We start from the raw sequence: 15,483 nt of genomic DNA, 5'->3' as shown, positions 1-15,483 counted from the left end.
GGCGGGTCAGCAGGGGGATGGGCAGCGGGGGCGGGGGGTGGGTCTGGTGGTGGGGGTGGCCGGCGGTGTCGTGGGGGGTGGGGTCAGGGCGCCCGACTGCCACAGGGCCGCGTGGGCGACCGAGGCCAGGGTCACGTGCCGGTGCCAGCCCGCCGGGGAGCGCCCGGTGAAGTCCCGCAACCCCACCCGCCCCAGGGAGGTACCGGCGGCCCGGGAGACCCGCCCCGTCTCCTTCGTCATCCGCAACAGCGCCGCCGGCGCGGCCCGCGTCAGGTCCGTCACCCACGCCTGCACCGGCTGCCGCCGTGCGTCCGTCCACTCCCCGAACAGCAGCATCTCCCGCCCGGCGAACAGCACCCGTACCCCCGCGACCAGGGAACTCCGTCGCGCCCCCGGCCGGTCCGGGTCCACCCACTCCAGCGGCGCGCGCAGCCCCCGCACGCTCTGCAGGACGTCCCGCGCGGTCATCGGCACCGCCCCGGAGCCCGACCGCCGTGCGTCCACCGGGACCATCCGTGCCCCCGCGCCGACCCGTGCCACCAGCGGCACCCGGGCCTGCGCGAACCGGCTCACCGTGGCGCGGGTCGCGATGTCGGGCACGTCGAGCACCACCGGCCGTACGCCCCCGTCCGCACTCCGCGCGATCTCCGCCACCCCCGCGAGCGCGCAGCTCTCGTACGACTCGTCGGGGTCGCCCTCCCGGTGCATCCGCCATCCCACCGGCGTGGCCACGCCCCCCGAGGTGAACCAGGTCCCGAAGGCCTGCTGCCCCTGGAACATCTGGCCCTGGTACGGGTCGAAACGGTTGCCCACGCCCACCGAGTGCTCCCCGCCCCGCGGGATCGCCATCGGCTGCACCACCCACGCGTTCAGCGGTGCGGCCCGGGTCAGGTACCGCGTCAGCGCGGCGCGGATCGGCTGCCACTCCCAGGTGGAGCCGGCGATGAAGTGGTGCAGGGCCTGTTCCTCGGCGGGCCCGCCGCCCCCGGTCTGGTGCGCCATGTTGCGGATCGACTTGCGGCCCTCGACCGTGATCAGTCCCCGTACGTACTGACGCCCCCGCTCCCGCTGGTCCCGCCGCCGCAGCGACGGGAACACCGCGCCGCACAGCTCCTCGACGGCCTCGTCCAGCCGACCGCGCCGAGCGCCGCCGGAGCCCGCGCCGGTGCCGATGTCCACGACACTCCCCCTTCGTCGATGCCCCCCTACCGTCCGCCCGGGACCCCCTTCGCGGGGAGGTGTGCCGGGCACACCCCTTCGCCCCGGCATGGTGGGCATCCCACCACCACCCCCGCTGCCGGGGCCGATGCCCCAGACTGGGCGCATGTCGATTCACCAGAACCTGCTCGGGGGCCCCGCCCCCACCCACCTGCCCGACGAGCCCGCGCCCCGCGAGGCCCTCGCCGCCGGCACGCCCGCCGCCGAGGTGGCCGCCGCCCACCCGACGTCCTCGCTGGCCTGGGCGACCCTGGCCGACGACGCCTTCGCCGCCGGCAACACCATCGAGTCGTACGCGTACGCCCGGACGGGCTACCACCGCGGCCTCGACGCGCTGCGCCGCGCCGGCTGGAAGGGCCACGGCCCGGTGCCGTGGGAGCACGAGCCGAACCGGGGCTTCCTGCGCGCCCTGAACGCCCTGGCCCGCGCGGCCGGCGCGATCGACGAGAAGGCCGAGTGGGAGCGCTGCTCGACCTTCCTGCGCGACTCCTCGCCGACGGCGGCGGACACGCTCGCGTAACAGCCGGGCGGACTGCCCTAGAGGGGTTCCGGATCTCCTGCTTATGATGCGAGCAGGGGACCGGGGCTCCACTCACCCAAACGGAAGGAGCGGACCGCTACCCGGAAGCACGTGTCGAGGAGACAGAAATGTCGCAAGCCCTTGATGCCTCCGGAGCCGGTTCGGACACCCCGAACCTCGACTTCGCCGGCACCACCCCCTACGAGGACTACGTCCAGGCGGACGTCCTCACCCACCTCCAGCACCTCCGCTCGGACGACCCCGGCGAGATGGTCTTCCTGGTGACGACCCAGGTCATGGAGCTGTGGTTCACGGTCATCGTCCACGAGTGGGAGACGGCCGCGAAGGCGCTCCGCGAGGACCGGATCCCCGTCGCGATGGACGCGCTGAAACGATCCCTCCGCGAGCTGGAGGCCCTGAACTCCTCCTGGCGCCCGCTGGCGCAGCTCACCCCCGGACAGTTCAACGCCTACCGCGCGGCCCTCGGCGAGGGCTCCGGTTTCCAGTCCGCGATGTACCGCCGCATGGAGTTCCTGCTCGGCGACAAGGCCGCGTCGATGCTGGTCCCGCACCGGGGCGCGCCGCGCGTCCACGGCGAACTGGAGAAGGCCCTCCACGAGCCCGGCCTGTACGACGAGGTGCTGCGCCTCCTCGCCCGCCGCGGTTTCGCCATCCCCGACTCGGTCCTCACCCGCGACCTGTCGAAGCGCTACGAGCCGTCCCCCGAGGTCGAGGCCGTCTGGACGGCCCTGTACGCCGACCCGGACGCCCACCACGACCTGCACCGGCTCGGCGAGGTCCTGACCGACGTCGCGGAACTCGTCTGGCGGTGGCGCAACGACCACCTGGTGGCGACCCGCCGCGCGATGGGCGCGAAGACCGGCACGGGCGGCTCCGCCGGTGTGACCTGGCTGGAGAAGCGCGCCCAGAAGAACGTGTTCCCCGAGCTGTGGACGGCGCGCAGCCATGTCTGAGTCGATGCCCGCGACCGCCGAGTCGCCCGCCGACCTGCCTGCCGACCTGCCCGTCGACCTGCGGGAACGGGCCGCCGCGCTCGACGCCGCCGACGAGCTCGCCAAGCTCCGCGAGCGCTTCACGCTCCCCGACGGGGTCGTCTACCTCGACGGGAACAGCCTCGGCGCCCTCCCGGCCACCGTGGCGGACACCACCGCGGACGTGGTCCGCCGCCAGTGGGGCGAGCTGCTCATCCGGTCCTGGGACGAGTCCGGCTGGTGGACCGCCCCCGAGCGGATCGGCGACAAGATCGCCCCGCTCGTCGGCGCGGCCCCCGGCCAGGTCACCGTCGGCGACTCCACCAGCGTGAACCTCTTCAAGGCCCTGGTCGGAGCCGCCCGCCTGGCGGCGCCCGGCCGCACCGAGCTGCTCGTCGACGCCGCGACCTTCCCCACCGACGGCTACATCGCCGCCTCGGCCGCCCGGATGACGGGCCTCACGGTCGTCCCGGTCGAGCCGGGGGAGGCCGCCGCCGCGATGGGCCCGGCCACCGCCGTCGTCCTGCTCAACCACGTCGACTACCGCACCGGCCGGCTCCATGACCTGCCCGCCCTCACCGCGGCGGCCCACGCCGCCGGGGCGATCACCGTCTGGGACCTGTGCCACTCCGCCGGCGCGCTGCCGGTGGACCTCGACGCGCACGCCGTCGACCTCGCCGTCGGCTGTACGTACAAGTACCTCAACGGCGGGCCCGGCGCCCCGGCCTACCTGTACATCGCCGAGCGTCACCAGGAGTCCTTCGACTCCCCGCTGCCCGGCTGGAACGGGCACGCGGACCCCTTCGCGATGACCCCGCACTACACCCCGGCGCCCGGCGCGTCCCGCGCCCGGGTCGGGACCCCGGACATCCTGTCCATGCTGGCGCTGGAAGCGGCCCTCGACGCCTGGGACGGGGTGCCGGTCGAAGCCGTCCGCGCCAAGTCCCTCGCCCTGACGGACTTCTTCCTCGAATGCGTCGCCGCGTACGTCCCCGAGGGCAAGGTCGAATCCGTCACCCCGACCGAGTACGCCCGGCGCGGCAGCCAGGTCTCCCTGCGCACCGGGAACGCCCGCGAGGTCATGACCGAACTGATCGCCCGCGGTGTGGTCGGGGACTTCCGGGCCCCCGACGTCCTGCGCTTCGGCTTCACCCCGCTCTATGTCGGTTTCGCCGACGCCGAGCGCGCGGCCCGGACACTGGGTCACATTTTCGGGTGACGCGTCGGGGGAGGTGGCGGCGAAACGTCACCTCTCAGGGGGCGTCACAGGCGCGGGCGGAGCCGAGGCTCCGCCCGCGCCCTTCTGTTCTCGCCCCGCCACGGAACGGCGCGTTCCAGCCTGATACGGTCCCGCTCTGCCGTAACACCGGAACATCTGTCCCCGCTGTCACACGCGTTACCGAGAGGTTGAGCCGATGACGGACCCCGCAGTCGAACGGGACGCCGCCGAGGCCGACTCGGCCTTCTCCCACCCCCCGGTCGCACCCGACGCCACCGCCGCCTACGGAGAACACCCCGACCAGGTCGTCGACTTCTACGCCCCCCGCGCGGACACGGCGGCCGGCTCGGCCCCCCTCGTCGTCCTGCTGCACGGCGGTGCCTGGCGCGCCCCGTACGACCGCCAACACATCACCCCCCTCGCCGACTTCCTCGCCCGCCAGGGCTTCGCCGTCGCCAACGTCGAGTACCGGCGCGGGAGTTCACTGCCACACCAGGGCTCCGAAGGACCAGTCGCCGGGCGGTGGCCCGATACCTTCGACGACGTCGCGGCGGCCATGGACGCACTGCCCGGGCTGGCGGGCACGGCGCTCCCGCAGGCGGACGTCCGCAGGGTCGTCGTGACCGGGCACTCCGCCGGCGGCCACCTCGCCCTGTGGGCCGCCGCCCGCCACGTCCTGCCGGCCGGGAGCCCGTGGAGGCTGCCGTCCGCCCCGCACCTGCGCGGCGTGGTGGCACTGGCCCCCATCGCGGACTTCACGGTCGCGGAGGAACTCGGCGTCTGCGGCGGAGCGTCCGCCCAACTATTGGGTGGCACGAGCGAGTTCTGGGACGCGCGACGCCCGCACGCCGACCCGGCCGCCCTGCTCCCGACCGGGATCGCCACCGCACTGGTCCAGGGCCGCGACGACATCGTGGTGCCGGAGGCCGTCGCCGAGGCCTACGTGGCCGCCGCCGCCCAGGCGGGGGAACTCGTCGGCCTGACCCTGCTCGACGGCGTCGGCCACTTCCCCCTCATCGACCCGGCGGCCGACGCCTGCGCGGTCGTCTCCGAGGAGATCGCGCAACTGGCCTGGTAGCGGCGCGGCACACGGCGAGCCACGGCGGGGGCGCCGCCTCTCCGTTCACCTCGGCACGAGAACCCGGTGGCGGACCCGGACCGCCACGGACCACCATGCGAGGCATGAGCGATCAGCCCGAACGATGGACCCAGGCGACCGTGCACCCCGACATGTGGGCCGATCCGGACGACGACCCGCGCGACAACGAGGACAGCCCGGACGGCGAACTCGCGACACTGCTGGACTTCCTGACCAACTACCGCACCACCCTGCGGATGAAGTGCGAGGGCCTGGACCCGGAGCAGCTGGCCCGGCGCTCGGTCCCGCCGTCGACGATGTCGCTGCTCGGTCTGGTCCGCCACCTCGTGGAAGTGGAACGGGACTGGCGCGGCTGGATCACCGACGGCGACCCGGTGCCGAAGCTCTACGGCCGTAAGGACGCGGACTTCGAGGGAGCCGTCGCGGACCGGGCCGTGGTCGACGCGGCGTTCGCCGACCTGGAGCGGGAGCAGGCCGCGACCGACGCCGCTCTGGCCGCGCATCCGGACCTGGGCGCACGTGTGGGCAGGGAGCGGATCGTGGTGCGGGAGTTGATGGTGCACCGGATCGAGGAGTACGCCCGGCACTGCGGGCACGCCGACCTGCTGCGCGAGTGCGTCGACGGACGCGTGGGCCAGTGACGCGGGCCGACCGCCCGCAGCAGTCGGCCGCCACCACTCCTCTGCCCGACGTGCCGTCGCCCGGTCCGGGCCCGCCGCGCGCCAGGGTCGGGGCATGAAGATCGCCCTCCCCGGCGCGCTCCCCGCCGCGCTGACCGCCGCCCTCGCGGCCGTCACCCTCACCCTGACGGCCGCTGCCCCCGCGCCGCTGCCCCACCTCGAATCCGAACGCACCGTCTCCGCCTGGCTGCCCTGGTGGAACATCGAGGTCGGCTACCGGGACGCCCTGGCCCACGCCGACCAACTCCACACGGTCAGCCCGTTCTGGTACGCGACGTCCGCCACCACCTCCACCACGTCCGGGGCCGTGGTCAAGGGCGAGACCGGAGCCGGCGACCGCCGCGTCATCGACGGCCTGCACGCCAAGGGACTCAAGGTGGTCCCGACGGTCACCGAGAGCCTGCGCGCCCCCGCCATGGCGGACCTGATGAACGACCCCGCCCGCCGGACCGCGCACGTGGACGACCTCGTGGCCGTCGCCACCGGCCGCTCGTACGACGGCCTCGACCTGGACTACGAGGTGATGACCGAGACGACCGACCCCGCCCTGCGCGAACGGGTCCGCACCGGCTACAACGCGCTGACCACCGAACTCTGCGCCCGCCTGCACGCCCTGGCCAAGAGCTGCGTGGTCACCGTCATGCCCCGCACCCGGGACACCGGCCTGGCCTTCGACTACGCACACCTCGGCGCCGTCGCCGACCGGCTGCGCATCATGGGCTACAACCTCCACAACGCCCTGGAGGCGCCGGGCCCGCTGTCCTCGACTGCCTGGTACGAGGAGTTCCTGACCCACGCCACGGCGCAGGTGCCCCGCGACAAGTTGGAAGTGGCGCTGCCCGCCTACGGATGGAACTGGACGGTGGGCTCCACGGCCCGCGCCCGCCACGTCACGTCCCTGGAGGCCGAGGCCCTGCGGCGCGACGTCGGCGCCGACTACGCGCTCGACCCGGTCTCCGGCACCCCGCACTTCACGTACACGGACGACGAGGGCGAGGAGCACCAGGTCTGGTACCAGGACGCGAAGGGCGCGGCCCGCCACCTGGCCGTCCTGGCCCGCCACGGGGTGCGGGGCGTCGGCCTGTGGGCGCTCGGCTTCGAGGAGCCGCGGCTGTGGGACGCCCTGGCCGACCGGCCCGCGTCACCATCGCCCGTGCGGACGACCGGTTGAGGGAGGGTGGGGTCACGACGATCGAGACGGCCGACGGCGTCGCCCACCGTGCGGCGGCACTGGTCGTGCCGCCGATGACCCGCCACCGGATGCCCGCCGCGACCCACCCGGCACCGCACGGCTCCGCCCGGTCTTGAACGAATCGCGCGCGAGCGACGTGATGTCAGGGGGGCCCGGGTTGATGGCTGCCGGCTCCGATGACACGGGGGCCGGACGGAAGGCGGAACGGATGGCCAGGTGGGGACTGTTGGTCGAGCAGAACCGCGGCTTCGGCAGGGAGACCCGGGTGTGGTCCATGGGCGTGTTGGGGCACGTCGAGGGGACGCGGGAAGAGGCGCTGGAGGAACTGCGCAAGAAGGTGGAGGCCTTCGAGCCCACGCATCCGCGCATGGTGCGGCGGAAGGTGATCTACCGGGAACCGGACGGCTACCTGATGATGCTGGACGGTTCCTGGGAGAACTTCCACTGCCGTTTCACGGTCGCGGAACAGGTCTTCGACAGCGCACCCCCGCCCCCGCCTCTTCCGCCGGCCGTCGAACCCGCTCCGGAGCGGGGCCCGTGGACCGCCACGCCACGTCCCGCGCCGCCTCCGAAGCCCTCCGGGCCGCCGGTGGCACGGGACGCCGACGTGCCGCCGGCCCCGTCCCGGTCGGGCCGCGACGACCTGCCGTGAGGACTCCGTACGTACGCCCGCGACCGCCGGTACGCCGGAGGGCGGGACGCGTCACGCGTCCCGCCCTCCGGTCGGACCTGCCGACGCGCGTGTTCCTACAGGAACGAGTTGATCTGGATCGTCTCGGTGCGGCCGGGGCCGACGCCGATCGCCGAGATCGGGGCGCCCGACATCTCCTCCAGGGCCTTCACGTACGCCTGGGCGTTCTTCGGAAGGTCGGAGAACGTCTGGGCCTTGGTGATGTCCTCGGACCAGCCGGGGAGGTTCTCGTAGATCGGCTTCGCGTGGTGGAAGTCCGTCTGCGAGTAAGGCAGCTCCTCGACGCGCTTGCCGTCGATCTCGTACGCGACGCAGACCGGGATCTGCTCCCAGCCGGTGAGCACGTCCAGCTTGGTGAGGAAGAAGTCCGTCAGGCCGTTCACGCGGGTCGCGTAGCGGGCGATCGGGGCGTCGAACCAACCACAGCGGCGGTCACGGCCGGTGGTCACACCGCGCTCGCCACCGATGCGACGCAGGGCCTCGCCGTCCTCGTCGAACAGCTCCGTCGGGAACGGGCCGGCGCCGACACGCGTCGTGTACGCCTTGAGGATGCCGATCACACGGCTGATCTTCGTCGGGCCGACACCCGCACCGGTGCAGGCGCCACCGGCCGTCGGGTTCGAGGAGGTGACGAAGGGATACGTGCCGTGGTCGACGTCGAGGAGCGTGCCCTGGCCGCCCTCGAAGAGGACGACCTTCTCCTCGTCGAGCGCCTTGTTGATGATGAGCGTGGTGTCGGCGACGTACGGCTTGATCTGCTCCGCGTACTGGAGCATCTCCTCGACGATCTGCGCCGGGTCGATCGCGCGGCGGTTGTACAGCTTCGCGAGGAGCTGGTTCTTGCCCTCCAGCGCCGCTTCGACCTTCTGCGTCAGGATGGACTCGTCGTACAGGTCCTGGACCCGGATGCCGATGCGGTTGATCTTGTCCGCGTAGGTCGGTCCGATGCCGCGGCCGGTCGTACCGATCTTCCGCTTGCCCAGGAAACGCTCGCCGACCTTGTCGAGGGTCACGTTGTACGGCGTGATCAGGTGGGCGTTGCCGCTCAGGAGCAGCTTGGAGGTGTCGATGCCGCGCTCGTTGAGCCCACGCAGCTCGGAGAGGAGTACGGCGGGGTCGACCACGACACCGTTGCCGATGACCGGGGTGCATCCGGGGGAGAGGATTCCGGAAGGGAGAAGGTGCAGTGCATACTTCTGGTCGCCGACGACGACCGTGTGGCCGGCGTTGTTGCCACCCTGATAGCGCACTACATAGTCAACGGATCCACCGAGCAGGTCGGTGGCCTTTCCCTTGCCCTCGTCACCCCACTGAGCTCCGAGCAGCACAAGAGCGGGCACAGGCGTACACCTCTTCCGGATGGGGCATGTCCAAGGTCAGGGGGCGTACGACGATGTACACCGCAGGCTGAGCCGTCGGACCGGTACCCCGGAATAGACGAAGGCCCTGGCGCAATAGCGCAAGGGCCTCTTGCACAAAGATGCTACCCGAGGAAGGACCGAGGTGTCGGCTCCAGAGCCCACCATGAGCCATGCGGGCGCGCCGGTAGGCGGCCTGCTGGTGCTCGTCGACCCGGTCGCCCGCCGTCTCGACGGCGAGTCTGTGCGGATCGCGAAAGATGTGTTGTGTGCCGCGGCGCACGCGAAAGTTTCTCTCCCCGACTCTCCGGAGGAGTTCGCGCGGGCGCTGGCCCGCCGGGGTCATCGACGCCCCGTGATCGTCGGCGACGACCGGGCACTGGTACGCGCGGTGACCCTGCTGCACCGTTCGCGTGACCTCGGCGGCGAGCCCCTGTCACTGATTCCGGTCGGACCGGTCGGCTCCCTCGGACTCGCCCGCTCCCTGGGCGTCCCGCTGTCGGCGGTGATGGCCGCGCGCGCGGCCCTCGACGGCATCGTGCGCACGCGGGACCTGCTCGTGGACGACAGCGACGGGGTGGTGCTCGGAGGCCTGCGGATCACGCCGCCGCGCGCCTCGGCGCCTGCCGTACGGAAGTACCGGTCACTGCTGCGCCTCCTGCTGCCGCCCTCGCAGACCCCGCCCGGGCAGGTGCACCGGCTGCGCGTGGAGGTGGACGGCGTGGTCCTGGCCGACGTGGACCACCCCGTGGAGGAGGTCTCGGTGATCACGCGGGAGCCGGGCGGACCCGCGGAGGTCGTGGTGCGGCTGACCGGCAGCCCGACGCGGACACAACGGGCCACGGCGGTCACGGTCTCCGGCGCGGACTTCCGCTACCGGGCCGACCACGCGGGCGTCACCGGCCCCGTACGCCGACGGACGTGGACGCTCCGTCCGGGAGCGTGGGCGCTGACCGTCCCCAGGTGAGCCGCTTCGCTCCGGGTGAGCCGCTTCGCCCCGGGTGAGCCGCTTCGCTCCGGGCGGGGCGCTTCGCCCCGGGCGGGCTGCTCCTTCCCGGGTGCGCTGTTCCTGCCCGGGTGCGGGGAGGGGCGCGGGCACCCGGGGCCTCCTCCGCGGAGGGGCGCCCTCGCGGAGGGGGCGGGTCAGCCGACCTCCTGGGCCGCCGTTTCGATCAGGTCCGACACGGGGCCCGGCTGCGAGGCCAACGAGGCGTGGCTCGCGTCCAGCTCGATGGTCTTGCGGGCGTTCAGGCGGGCGGCCATCCGGCGCTCGTTGTCCGGGTGGATCATGCGGTCGGCCGTGGACACCTGGTACCAGGACGGCTTCACCCGCCAGGCGGGCGACGAGACGACGTCCCCGAAGGTCGACGCGATCGGTGCCTTCTGGGTGACCGCCATGACCAGGGCCTCCTCCGGCGACAGGTCCTGCGCGAAGCTCTCGCGGAACTTGTCCCGCTTGATCCACAGGTAGCCGTCCGAGTCCGGGGCGATGTTCGCGAACGCCTCGGGCGGGTTCTCCTGGCTGAGCGATCCGGGGCTCTCCCCGGAGTCCGGGGCGAACGCGGCGACGTAGACCAGGCCGGCCACGTTCGGCAGGTCGCCGGCCTCGGTGATCACCGCGCCTCCGTACGAGTGGCCCACCAGCACCACCGGCCCGGAGATCTGCCGGATCATCCTGCGGGTGCGCTCCGCGTCGTCGGCGAGCGCGGTCAGGGGATTCTCCACGGCGTACACGGAGTCGAAGCCGCGGCGGTCGAGTTCGGTGATGACCTTGGCCCAGTGGGCGGCGCCGCCCCAGAAGCCGTGGACCAGGACGATGGCGGGCTTGTCAGCCATGGGTTCCTCTCGGTTCTCGGCGACCCCCGGGGCTCGCTGTGAATCCCCGGGATCCGCTGCCGACCCACGAGGCGCCGGCGGGTGCGGGTGGCGCCCACGCTAGGCAGCCCCAGGGCGCCCCGCCACCGCAGCGTCCGCCATCGATCACACCGTGTCACTGCGGGCGCCCGCGCGAACGGCGACCTCGGGGCGCTACGGCAGGTCGAGCGTCGCCCGGTGGTCGCGCCAGCGGTCCATCAGTCCGTGCATTTCGTGCTGGAGGAACTCGAAGAACGCCGCCGTCTCGGCGACCCGAGCCCCCGCCGGAGAGCCCGCGCCCAGGCCCGCCGCGCCCTCCCGGAGGGTCTTCTCGAACAGGGTCAACGCCTGGTCCCGACGGGTGAAGGTCTCGTACCAGAGCTCGTTGTGCAGGACGTACCGGTCGCGCCGGGAGCCCGGTTCGCGCTCCCGGCTGACCATGTTGACCTGGGTCAGGTACGAGACCGCGCCGGATACCGCCGCCGGGCTGATCTGGAGGGCCTCTCCGAGTTCCGCCGAGGTCATCGCCCCGCCGTCGCTCGCCAGCAACTGCGCGAAGACGCGGGACGCCATGCGCTGCATACCCGCCTCGGTCAGTTGCGCGGCGAACCGCTCCACGAAGCGGGATACCGCTTCCTCGTCCCGTTGCACGCTCATGTCCGCCACCCTTCCGACTTTACGCGATTCGCTATCTTCACAATTTTGTGAAAGTAGCGTACGTTCGGAAGCATGACGAAGGCAATCAGCGTCGCCGGACTCCACAAGGCGTTCGGCCGCACCCACGCACTGGACGGACTCGACCTCGACGTCACCGCCGGCGAGGTACACGGCTTCCTCGGCCCCAACGGCGCCGGCAAGTCCACCACCATCCGGGTCCTGCTGGGCATGCTGCGGGCCGACTCCGGCACCGCGACGCTGCTCGGCGGCGACCCGTGGGCCGACGCCGTCGCGCTCCACCGCCGCGTCGCCTACGTCCCCGGCGACGTCACCCTGTGGCGCAACCTCTCCGGCGGCGAGGTCATCGACCTCCACGGCCGGCTCCGGGGCGGCCTCGACCACGCCCGCCGCGCCGAACTGATCGACCGCTTCGAACTCGACCCGACCAAGAAGGGTCGTACGTACTCCAAGGGCAACCGGCAGAAGGTCGCCCTCGTCGCCGCCTTCGCGTCCGACGCCGAACTGTTCATCCTCGACGAGCCCACATCCGGCCTCGACCCCGTCATGGAGGAGGTCTTCCAGAGCTGTGTCACCGAGGCCCGCGCCGCCGGGCGCACCATCCTGCTGAGCTCACACCTCCTCAGCGAGGTCGAGGCCCTCTGTGACCGGGTCAGCATCATCCGCAAAGGTCGGACGGTCGAGACCGGCACCCTGGCCGAACTCCGGCACCTCACGCGTACGTCCATCAGCGCCGAACTGGCCGCACCGCCGAACGGCATCGCGGACCTGCCGGGCGTGCACGACGTGGAGGTCCGGGGCCTCGCCATCCGATTGCAGGCGGACACGGACACCTTGGACGCCGTACTGCGCTCCCTCACCGCGTCCGGGGTGAGGTCGCTGACCGCGACACCCCCGACGCTCGAAGAACTGTTCCTCCGCCACTACAGCGACGACGTCAAGCGCTACGGCGACGACGTCAAGGCAGGCGCACGGTCATGACGAACCAGACGACGGGACAGGCGACGGGCCGAGGGGCGGATCGGGCGACGGGCCGTGGGGCGGATGGCCGGGTGACCGGTGGCCGCGCGACGGGCGGGCGTGTGAGGGGCGGTCGCATGACGGGTGGTCGCGTGAGGGGCGGACGCGTGAGGGGCGGGCGTGTCGTGCCGAAGGGCCGATTCACCGGGACGGGCGGCCTCCTGCGCCTCGCCCTGCGCCGCGACCGGGTGCTGATGCCCGTCTGGATCACGGTCGTCGCGCTGATGGTGCTGAGCATGCCCGCCTCGCTCGACTCGGTGTACGCGACGGCCGCCGAACGGGCCGACCTGCTCGTCACCATGAACGGCAACGCCTCGCTCCGCGCCCTGTACGGGCCCGTCTTCGGCGACTCGGTCGGCGCCCTGACCGCCTGGAAGGGCGGGGTCTTCGCCGGACTGCTCGCCGGGGTCATGAGCCTGGTCGTCGTGGTGCGCCACACCCGTGAGGAGGAGGAGACGGGGCGTCAGGAACTTCTGTCCGCCGCCATGGTCGGGCGCCGGGCCCCGCTCACGGCGGCCCTGCTCGCCGCCCTCGTGGCCAACGGACTCGTCGTCCTGCTCGTCACCGTCGGCCTCGCCGGGCGCGGGACGGGCGGTGCGCTCGCCCTCGGACTCGCACTCGGCGCGACGGGGATGCTCTTCGCGGCGTCGGCTGCCGTCGCCGCCCAACTCACCGAGAGCGCGCGGCTCGCGAAGGGACTCACGGGCGCCCTGATCGGCGCCGCCTTCGTGCTGCGCGCGGCCGGCGACGCGGGAACCGCCGACGGCTCGTCGGCCCTGACCTGGGCATCACCGCTGGGCTGGCTGGAACTGGTACGGGCCTTCGCCGTCGAACGCTGGTGGGTGCTCGCCCTGTTCGTCGCTGCCACGGGCGCGCAGATCGCGGTGGCGTACGCGCTCGCCGACCGCCGGGACCTCGGCATGAGCTTCCTGCCGGCCCGGCCGGGTCCGGCGGAAGGCGGGATCGGCAGCGCCGGGGCGCTGGCCTGGCGGCTCCAACGCGGCGCCCTGGCCGGATGGAGCCTCGGGTTCCTGGTGGTGGGCGTGGTCTTCGGGGGGATGGCGGACGGTGCGGCCGAACTCGTCGGGGACAACGCCAAGACCCGCGAGATCATCGAGCGGATGGGCGGTACGGGCGCCCTCACCGACGCGTTCCTCGCGACGATGGCCGGGATGCTCGGCATGGTCGCCGCCCTCCACATCGTCTCGGCGGTGCTGCGGCTGACCGGTGAGGAGTCGGGGCAACGGGCCGAACCGCTGCTGGCGAACGCCGTCGGCAGGCTGCGCTGGGCCGCCGGCCACCTCGCCGTCGCCTTCGGCGGCTCGACCCTGATCCTGCTGCTCGGCGGGCTGGGTCTGGGCATCGGGCACGGCTCGGACATCGTCGGGGCGGTGGGCGCTTGCGTGGCACAGTTGCCGGCCGTCTGGGTGATCGGCTCGCTCGCCGTCCTGCTGCACGGCGCCGTCCCCCGGTACGCGGTCGCCGCCTGGGCGGTGGCCGGAACGGCGCTGGCGCTGGGCTGGGTCGGGCCGGCGCTGAACCTCCCGCAGGCCGTCATGAACCTCTCGCCCTTCGCCCACCTGCCGAAACTCCCCGGCCCGGAGCCGATCGCCTGGGCGCCGCTCCTCACCCTCGCCGCTCTGGCGGCGGCCCTGACGGCCGCCGGCCTGACCGCACTGCGCCGCCGGGACATGACGACGTGAGGGCCCCACGGACGTGGAGGAACGACGCGGCACGGGGAGATCGGGTCAGAACTCCACAACCAACTCCCTTAGCCCCCTGATGACATACCCCTCCCGCCACTGCGGCTCGCGGACGAGCCGCAGTGGCGGCATCGTCTCCGCCAACAGCGCTCCGAACGAGGCCGACAGCTCCAGCCGGGCCAGCGGCGCCCCCAGGCAGTAGTGGATCCCCGCCCCGAAGGTCAGGTGGGGATTGTCGGTCCGTGCGAGGTCCAGGGTGTCGGGGTCCTCGAAGCGCGCGGGGTCCCGATTCGCCGACCCGAAGAGCAGCGCCACCTCGGCTCCGCGCGGGATGACGGTGTCCCCGACCCGGATCTCGTCGAGCACCCAGCGTTCGAACATTTGTAGGGGTGTATCGAATCGCATGAGTTCATCCACAGCTGTGGACAACTTTTCGGGATGCGCCCGAAGGTCCGTGAGCCGGTCGGGATGACGGAACAGCGCCCACCACCCGTTGACGGTCGTGTTGACGGTCGCCTCGTGTCCCGCGTTCAGCAGAAGTACGCAGGTGGAGACCATCTCCTGCTCGCTGAGTCGGCCGCCCTCATCGTGAGCGGCGATCAGCCCGGAGATCAAATCCTGACCGGGCCGCTTGCGCCGCTCACCGATCAGCGCCCGCAGGTAATCCCCGAACTCCATACTCGCCGTGACGGCCCGTCGGGCCGTCGCCTCGTCAGGCCGCAACTCGAACATTCCGCAGATGTCCGACGACCAGGGCCGCAGCAGCTTCCTGTCCGCTTCCGGGATCCCCAACAGCTCCGCGATCACCGCGACCGGCAGCGGCTCGGCGACCGACGTCAGCAAGTCCCCGCCCCCGTCGGCCAGCAGGCCGCCCGCCAACTCGCCGGCCAGTCGTTCCACCGCCGGCGCGAGCCGCTCCACGGTGCGTGGGGTGAACGCCTTCGCCACCAGTCGGCGCACCCGCGCGTGCGCGGGATCCTCCAGGTCCAACAGCCCGTTGCCGTTCAGGACGTGGAACGGCTCGTGCTCCGGCGGCGGCGCCTGCCGCCCGAACTCCTCGTGCGAGAAACGGTGCAGATACGTCCGTCCCAACCGCCTGTCCCGCAGTAGCGCGCTCACATCGGCGTAATGCGACACCAGCCACTGTCCGGTCGCCTCCGACCACACCGCGCGCCCCTGCTCCCGCAGCTCCCGGTAGGCGGGGTACGGATCGGCGACGAAGGCGGCATCCCACGGATCAAAGCCCATTCCCGCACCCTAGG

General features: G+C 72.5%; 15 protein-coding genes. 10 read left to right on the top strand and 5 right to left on the bottom strand.

Annotated features, from left to right (window positions below; translation table 11 throughout):
* Nucleotides 1-6 precede the first annotated feature (6 nt).
* Nucleotides 7-1,179, bottom strand: coding sequence for a transposase (locus OHA84_RS17655; RefSeq protein ID WP_266970850.1), 1,173 nt, complete (start codon nucleotides 1,177-1,179; stop codon nucleotides 7-9).
* A gap of 145 nt (nucleotides 1,180-1,324) precedes the next feature.
* Here OHA84_RS17655 and OHA84_RS17650 point away from each other — a divergent pair, with 145 nt between their 5' ends.
* The 7 genes from OHA84_RS17650 to OHA84_RS17620 all read left to right on the top strand — a co-directional run bounded on the left by OHA84_RS17650 (nucleotide 1,325) and on the right by OHA84_RS17620 (nucleotide 7,572).
* The gene (locus OHA84_RS17650; RefSeq protein WP_053676967.1) at nucleotides 1,325-1,738 is read left to right on the top strand and encodes a DUF3151 domain-containing protein; all 414 of its coding nucleotides are present in this window, start codon (nucleotides 1,325-1,327) and stop codon (nucleotides 1,736-1,738) included.
* Nucleotides 1,739-1,866: 128 nt separating this feature from the next.
* Nucleotides 1,867-2,712: a tryptophan 2,3-dioxygenase family protein gene (locus OHA84_RS17645; RefSeq protein WP_053676966.1), complete on the top strand. Its 846-nt coding sequence runs from the start codon at nucleotides 1,867-1,869 to the stop codon at nucleotides 2,710-2,712.
* Entirely contained in the window at nucleotides 2,705-3,949 is a 1,245-nt protein-coding gene (gene kynU, locus OHA84_RS17640) for a kynureninase (protein WP_371591405.1), read from the top strand. Before OHA84_RS17645 ends, kynU begins: the two co-directional genes overlap by 8 nt.
* Nucleotides 3,950-4,145: 196 nt before the next feature.
* Nucleotides 4,146-5,027: an alpha/beta hydrolase gene (locus tag OHA84_RS17635; protein WP_053676964.1), complete on the top strand. Its 882-nt coding sequence runs from the start codon at nucleotides 4,146-4,148 to the stop codon at nucleotides 5,025-5,027.
* 95 nt (nucleotides 5,028-5,122) lie between these two features.
* Nucleotides 5,123-5,689 (top strand): DinB family protein, encoded by a 567-nt coding sequence (locus tag OHA84_RS17630; RefSeq protein WP_266970852.1) that lies wholly within the window; start codon nucleotides 5,123-5,125, stop codon nucleotides 5,687-5,689.
* Nucleotides 5,690-5,783: 94 nt separating this feature from the next.
* On the top strand, nucleotides 5,784-6,899 hold the full coding sequence (locus tag OHA84_RS17625) for a glycosyl hydrolase family 18 protein (protein ID WP_266970854.1): 1,116 nt from the start codon (nucleotides 5,784-5,786) through the stop codon (nucleotides 6,897-6,899).
* 229 nt (nucleotides 6,900-7,128) lie between these two features.
* Complete coding sequence (locus OHA84_RS17620) at nucleotides 7,129-7,572, top strand: hypothetical protein (RefSeq protein ID WP_266970856.1); 444 nt, start codon at nucleotides 7,129-7,131, stop codon at nucleotides 7,570-7,572.
* Between the two features lie 95 nt (nucleotides 7,573-7,667).
* Here OHA84_RS17620 and OHA84_RS17615 read toward each other — a convergent pair whose 3' ends face one another.
* Entirely contained in the window at nucleotides 7,668-8,951 is a 1,284-nt protein-coding gene (locus OHA84_RS17615) for an adenylosuccinate synthase (protein WP_053676960.1), read from the bottom strand.
* A gap of 184 nt (nucleotides 8,952-9,135) precedes the next feature.
* Here OHA84_RS17615 and OHA84_RS17610 point away from each other — a divergent pair, with 184 nt between their 5' ends.
* Nucleotides 9,136-9,936, top strand: a complete 801-nt coding sequence (locus tag OHA84_RS17610; RefSeq protein ID WP_266974053.1) for a diacylglycerol kinase — start codon at nucleotides 9,136-9,138, stop codon at nucleotides 9,934-9,936.
* Nucleotides 9,937-10,112: 176 nt separating this feature from the next.
* Here OHA84_RS17610 and OHA84_RS17605 read toward each other — a convergent pair whose 3' ends face one another.
* Entirely contained in the window at nucleotides 10,113-10,805 is a 693-nt protein-coding gene (locus tag OHA84_RS17605; protein WP_053676958.1) for an alpha/beta hydrolase, read from the bottom strand.
* 192 nt (nucleotides 10,806-10,997) lie between these two features.
* Nucleotides 10,998-11,480, bottom strand: a complete 483-nt coding sequence (locus OHA84_RS17600) for a GbsR/MarR family transcriptional regulator (RefSeq protein ID WP_266948316.1) — start codon at nucleotides 11,478-11,480, stop codon at nucleotides 10,998-11,000.
* Nucleotides 11,481-11,552: 72 nt separating this feature from the next.
* On the opposite strand from OHA84_RS17600, the gene OHA84_RS17595 reads away from it, so the two are divergent.
* The gene (locus OHA84_RS17595) at nucleotides 11,553-12,479 is read left to right on the top strand and encodes an ABC transporter ATP-binding protein (protein ID WP_053676956.1); all 927 of its coding nucleotides are present in this window, start codon (nucleotides 11,553-11,555) and stop codon (nucleotides 12,477-12,479) included.
* Nucleotides 12,480-12,595: 116 nt separating this feature from the next.
* Entirely contained in the window at nucleotides 12,596-14,221 is a 1,626-nt protein-coding gene (locus OHA84_RS17590; RefSeq protein WP_371591404.1) for an ABC transporter permease, read from the top strand.
* Between the two features lie 45 nt (nucleotides 14,222-14,266).
* On the opposite strand, the gene OHA84_RS17585 is transcribed toward OHA84_RS17590, so the two are convergent.
* Nucleotides 14,267-15,469, bottom strand: a complete 1,203-nt coding sequence (locus OHA84_RS17585) for a cytochrome P450 (protein ID WP_266948312.1) — start codon at nucleotides 15,467-15,469, stop codon at nucleotides 14,267-14,269.
* Nucleotides 15,470-15,483 lie beyond the last annotated feature (14 nt).

The organism is Streptomyces sp. NBC_00513, assembly GCF_041431415.1.
In the GTDB taxonomy this organism is placed as follows: Bacteria; Actinomycetota; Actinomycetes; order Streptomycetales; family Streptomycetaceae; genus Streptomyces.
This window is presented reverse-complemented; position numbering and strand designations above follow the sequence as displayed.

What these genes read in the sequence shown, in the direction of transcription:
- OHA84_RS17650 (WP_053676967.1), top strand. Translation starts at nt 1,325, where the DNA reads ATGTCGATTCACCAGAACCTGCTCGGGGGCCCCGCCCCCACCCACCTG.
- OHA84_RS17645 (WP_053676966.1), top strand. Translation starts at nt 1,867, where the DNA reads ATGTCGCAAGCCCTTGATGCCTCCGGAGCCGGTTCGGACACCCCGAAC.
- kynU (WP_371591405.1), top strand. Translation starts at nt 2,705, where the DNA reads ATGTCTGAGTCGATGCCCGCGACCGCCGAGTCGCCCGCCGACCTGCCT.
- OHA84_RS17635 (WP_053676964.1), top strand. Translation starts at nt 4,146, where the DNA reads ATGACGGACCCCGCAGTCGAACGGGACGCCGCCGAGGCCGACTCGGCC.
- OHA84_RS17630 (WP_266970852.1), top strand. Translation starts at nt 5,123, where the DNA reads ATGCGAGGCATGAGCGATCAGCCCGAACGATGGACCCAGGCGACCGTG.
- OHA84_RS17625 (WP_266970854.1), top strand. Translation starts at nt 5,784, where the DNA reads ATGAAGATCGCCCTCCCCGGCGCGCTCCCCGCCGCGCTGACCGCCGCC.
- OHA84_RS17620 (WP_266970856.1), top strand. Translation starts at nt 7,129, where the DNA reads ATGGCCAGGTGGGGACTGTTGGTCGAGCAGAACCGCGGCTTCGGCAGG.
- OHA84_RS17610 (WP_266974053.1), top strand. Translation starts at nt 9,136, where the DNA reads ATGAGCCATGCGGGCGCGCCGGTAGGCGGCCTGCTGGTGCTCGTCGAC.
- OHA84_RS17605 (WP_053676958.1), bottom strand. Translation starts at nt 10,805, where the DNA reads ATGGCTGACAAGCCCGCCATCGTCCTGGTCCACGGCTTCTGGGGCGGC.
- OHA84_RS17600 (WP_266948316.1), bottom strand. Translation starts at nt 11,480, where the DNA reads ATGAGCGTGCAACGGGACGAGGAAGCGGTATCCCGCTTCGTGGAGCGG.
- OHA84_RS17595 (WP_053676956.1), top strand. Translation starts at nt 11,553, where the DNA reads ATGACGAAGGCAATCAGCGTCGCCGGACTCCACAAGGCGTTCGGCCGC.
- OHA84_RS17590 (WP_371591404.1), top strand. Translation starts at nt 12,596, where the DNA reads ATGACGGGTGGTCGCGTGAGGGGCGGACGCGTGAGGGGCGGGCGTGTC.
- OHA84_RS17585 (WP_266948312.1), bottom strand. Translation starts at nt 15,469, where the DNA reads ATGGGCTTTGATCCGTGGGATGCCGCCTTCGTCGCCGATCCGTACCCC.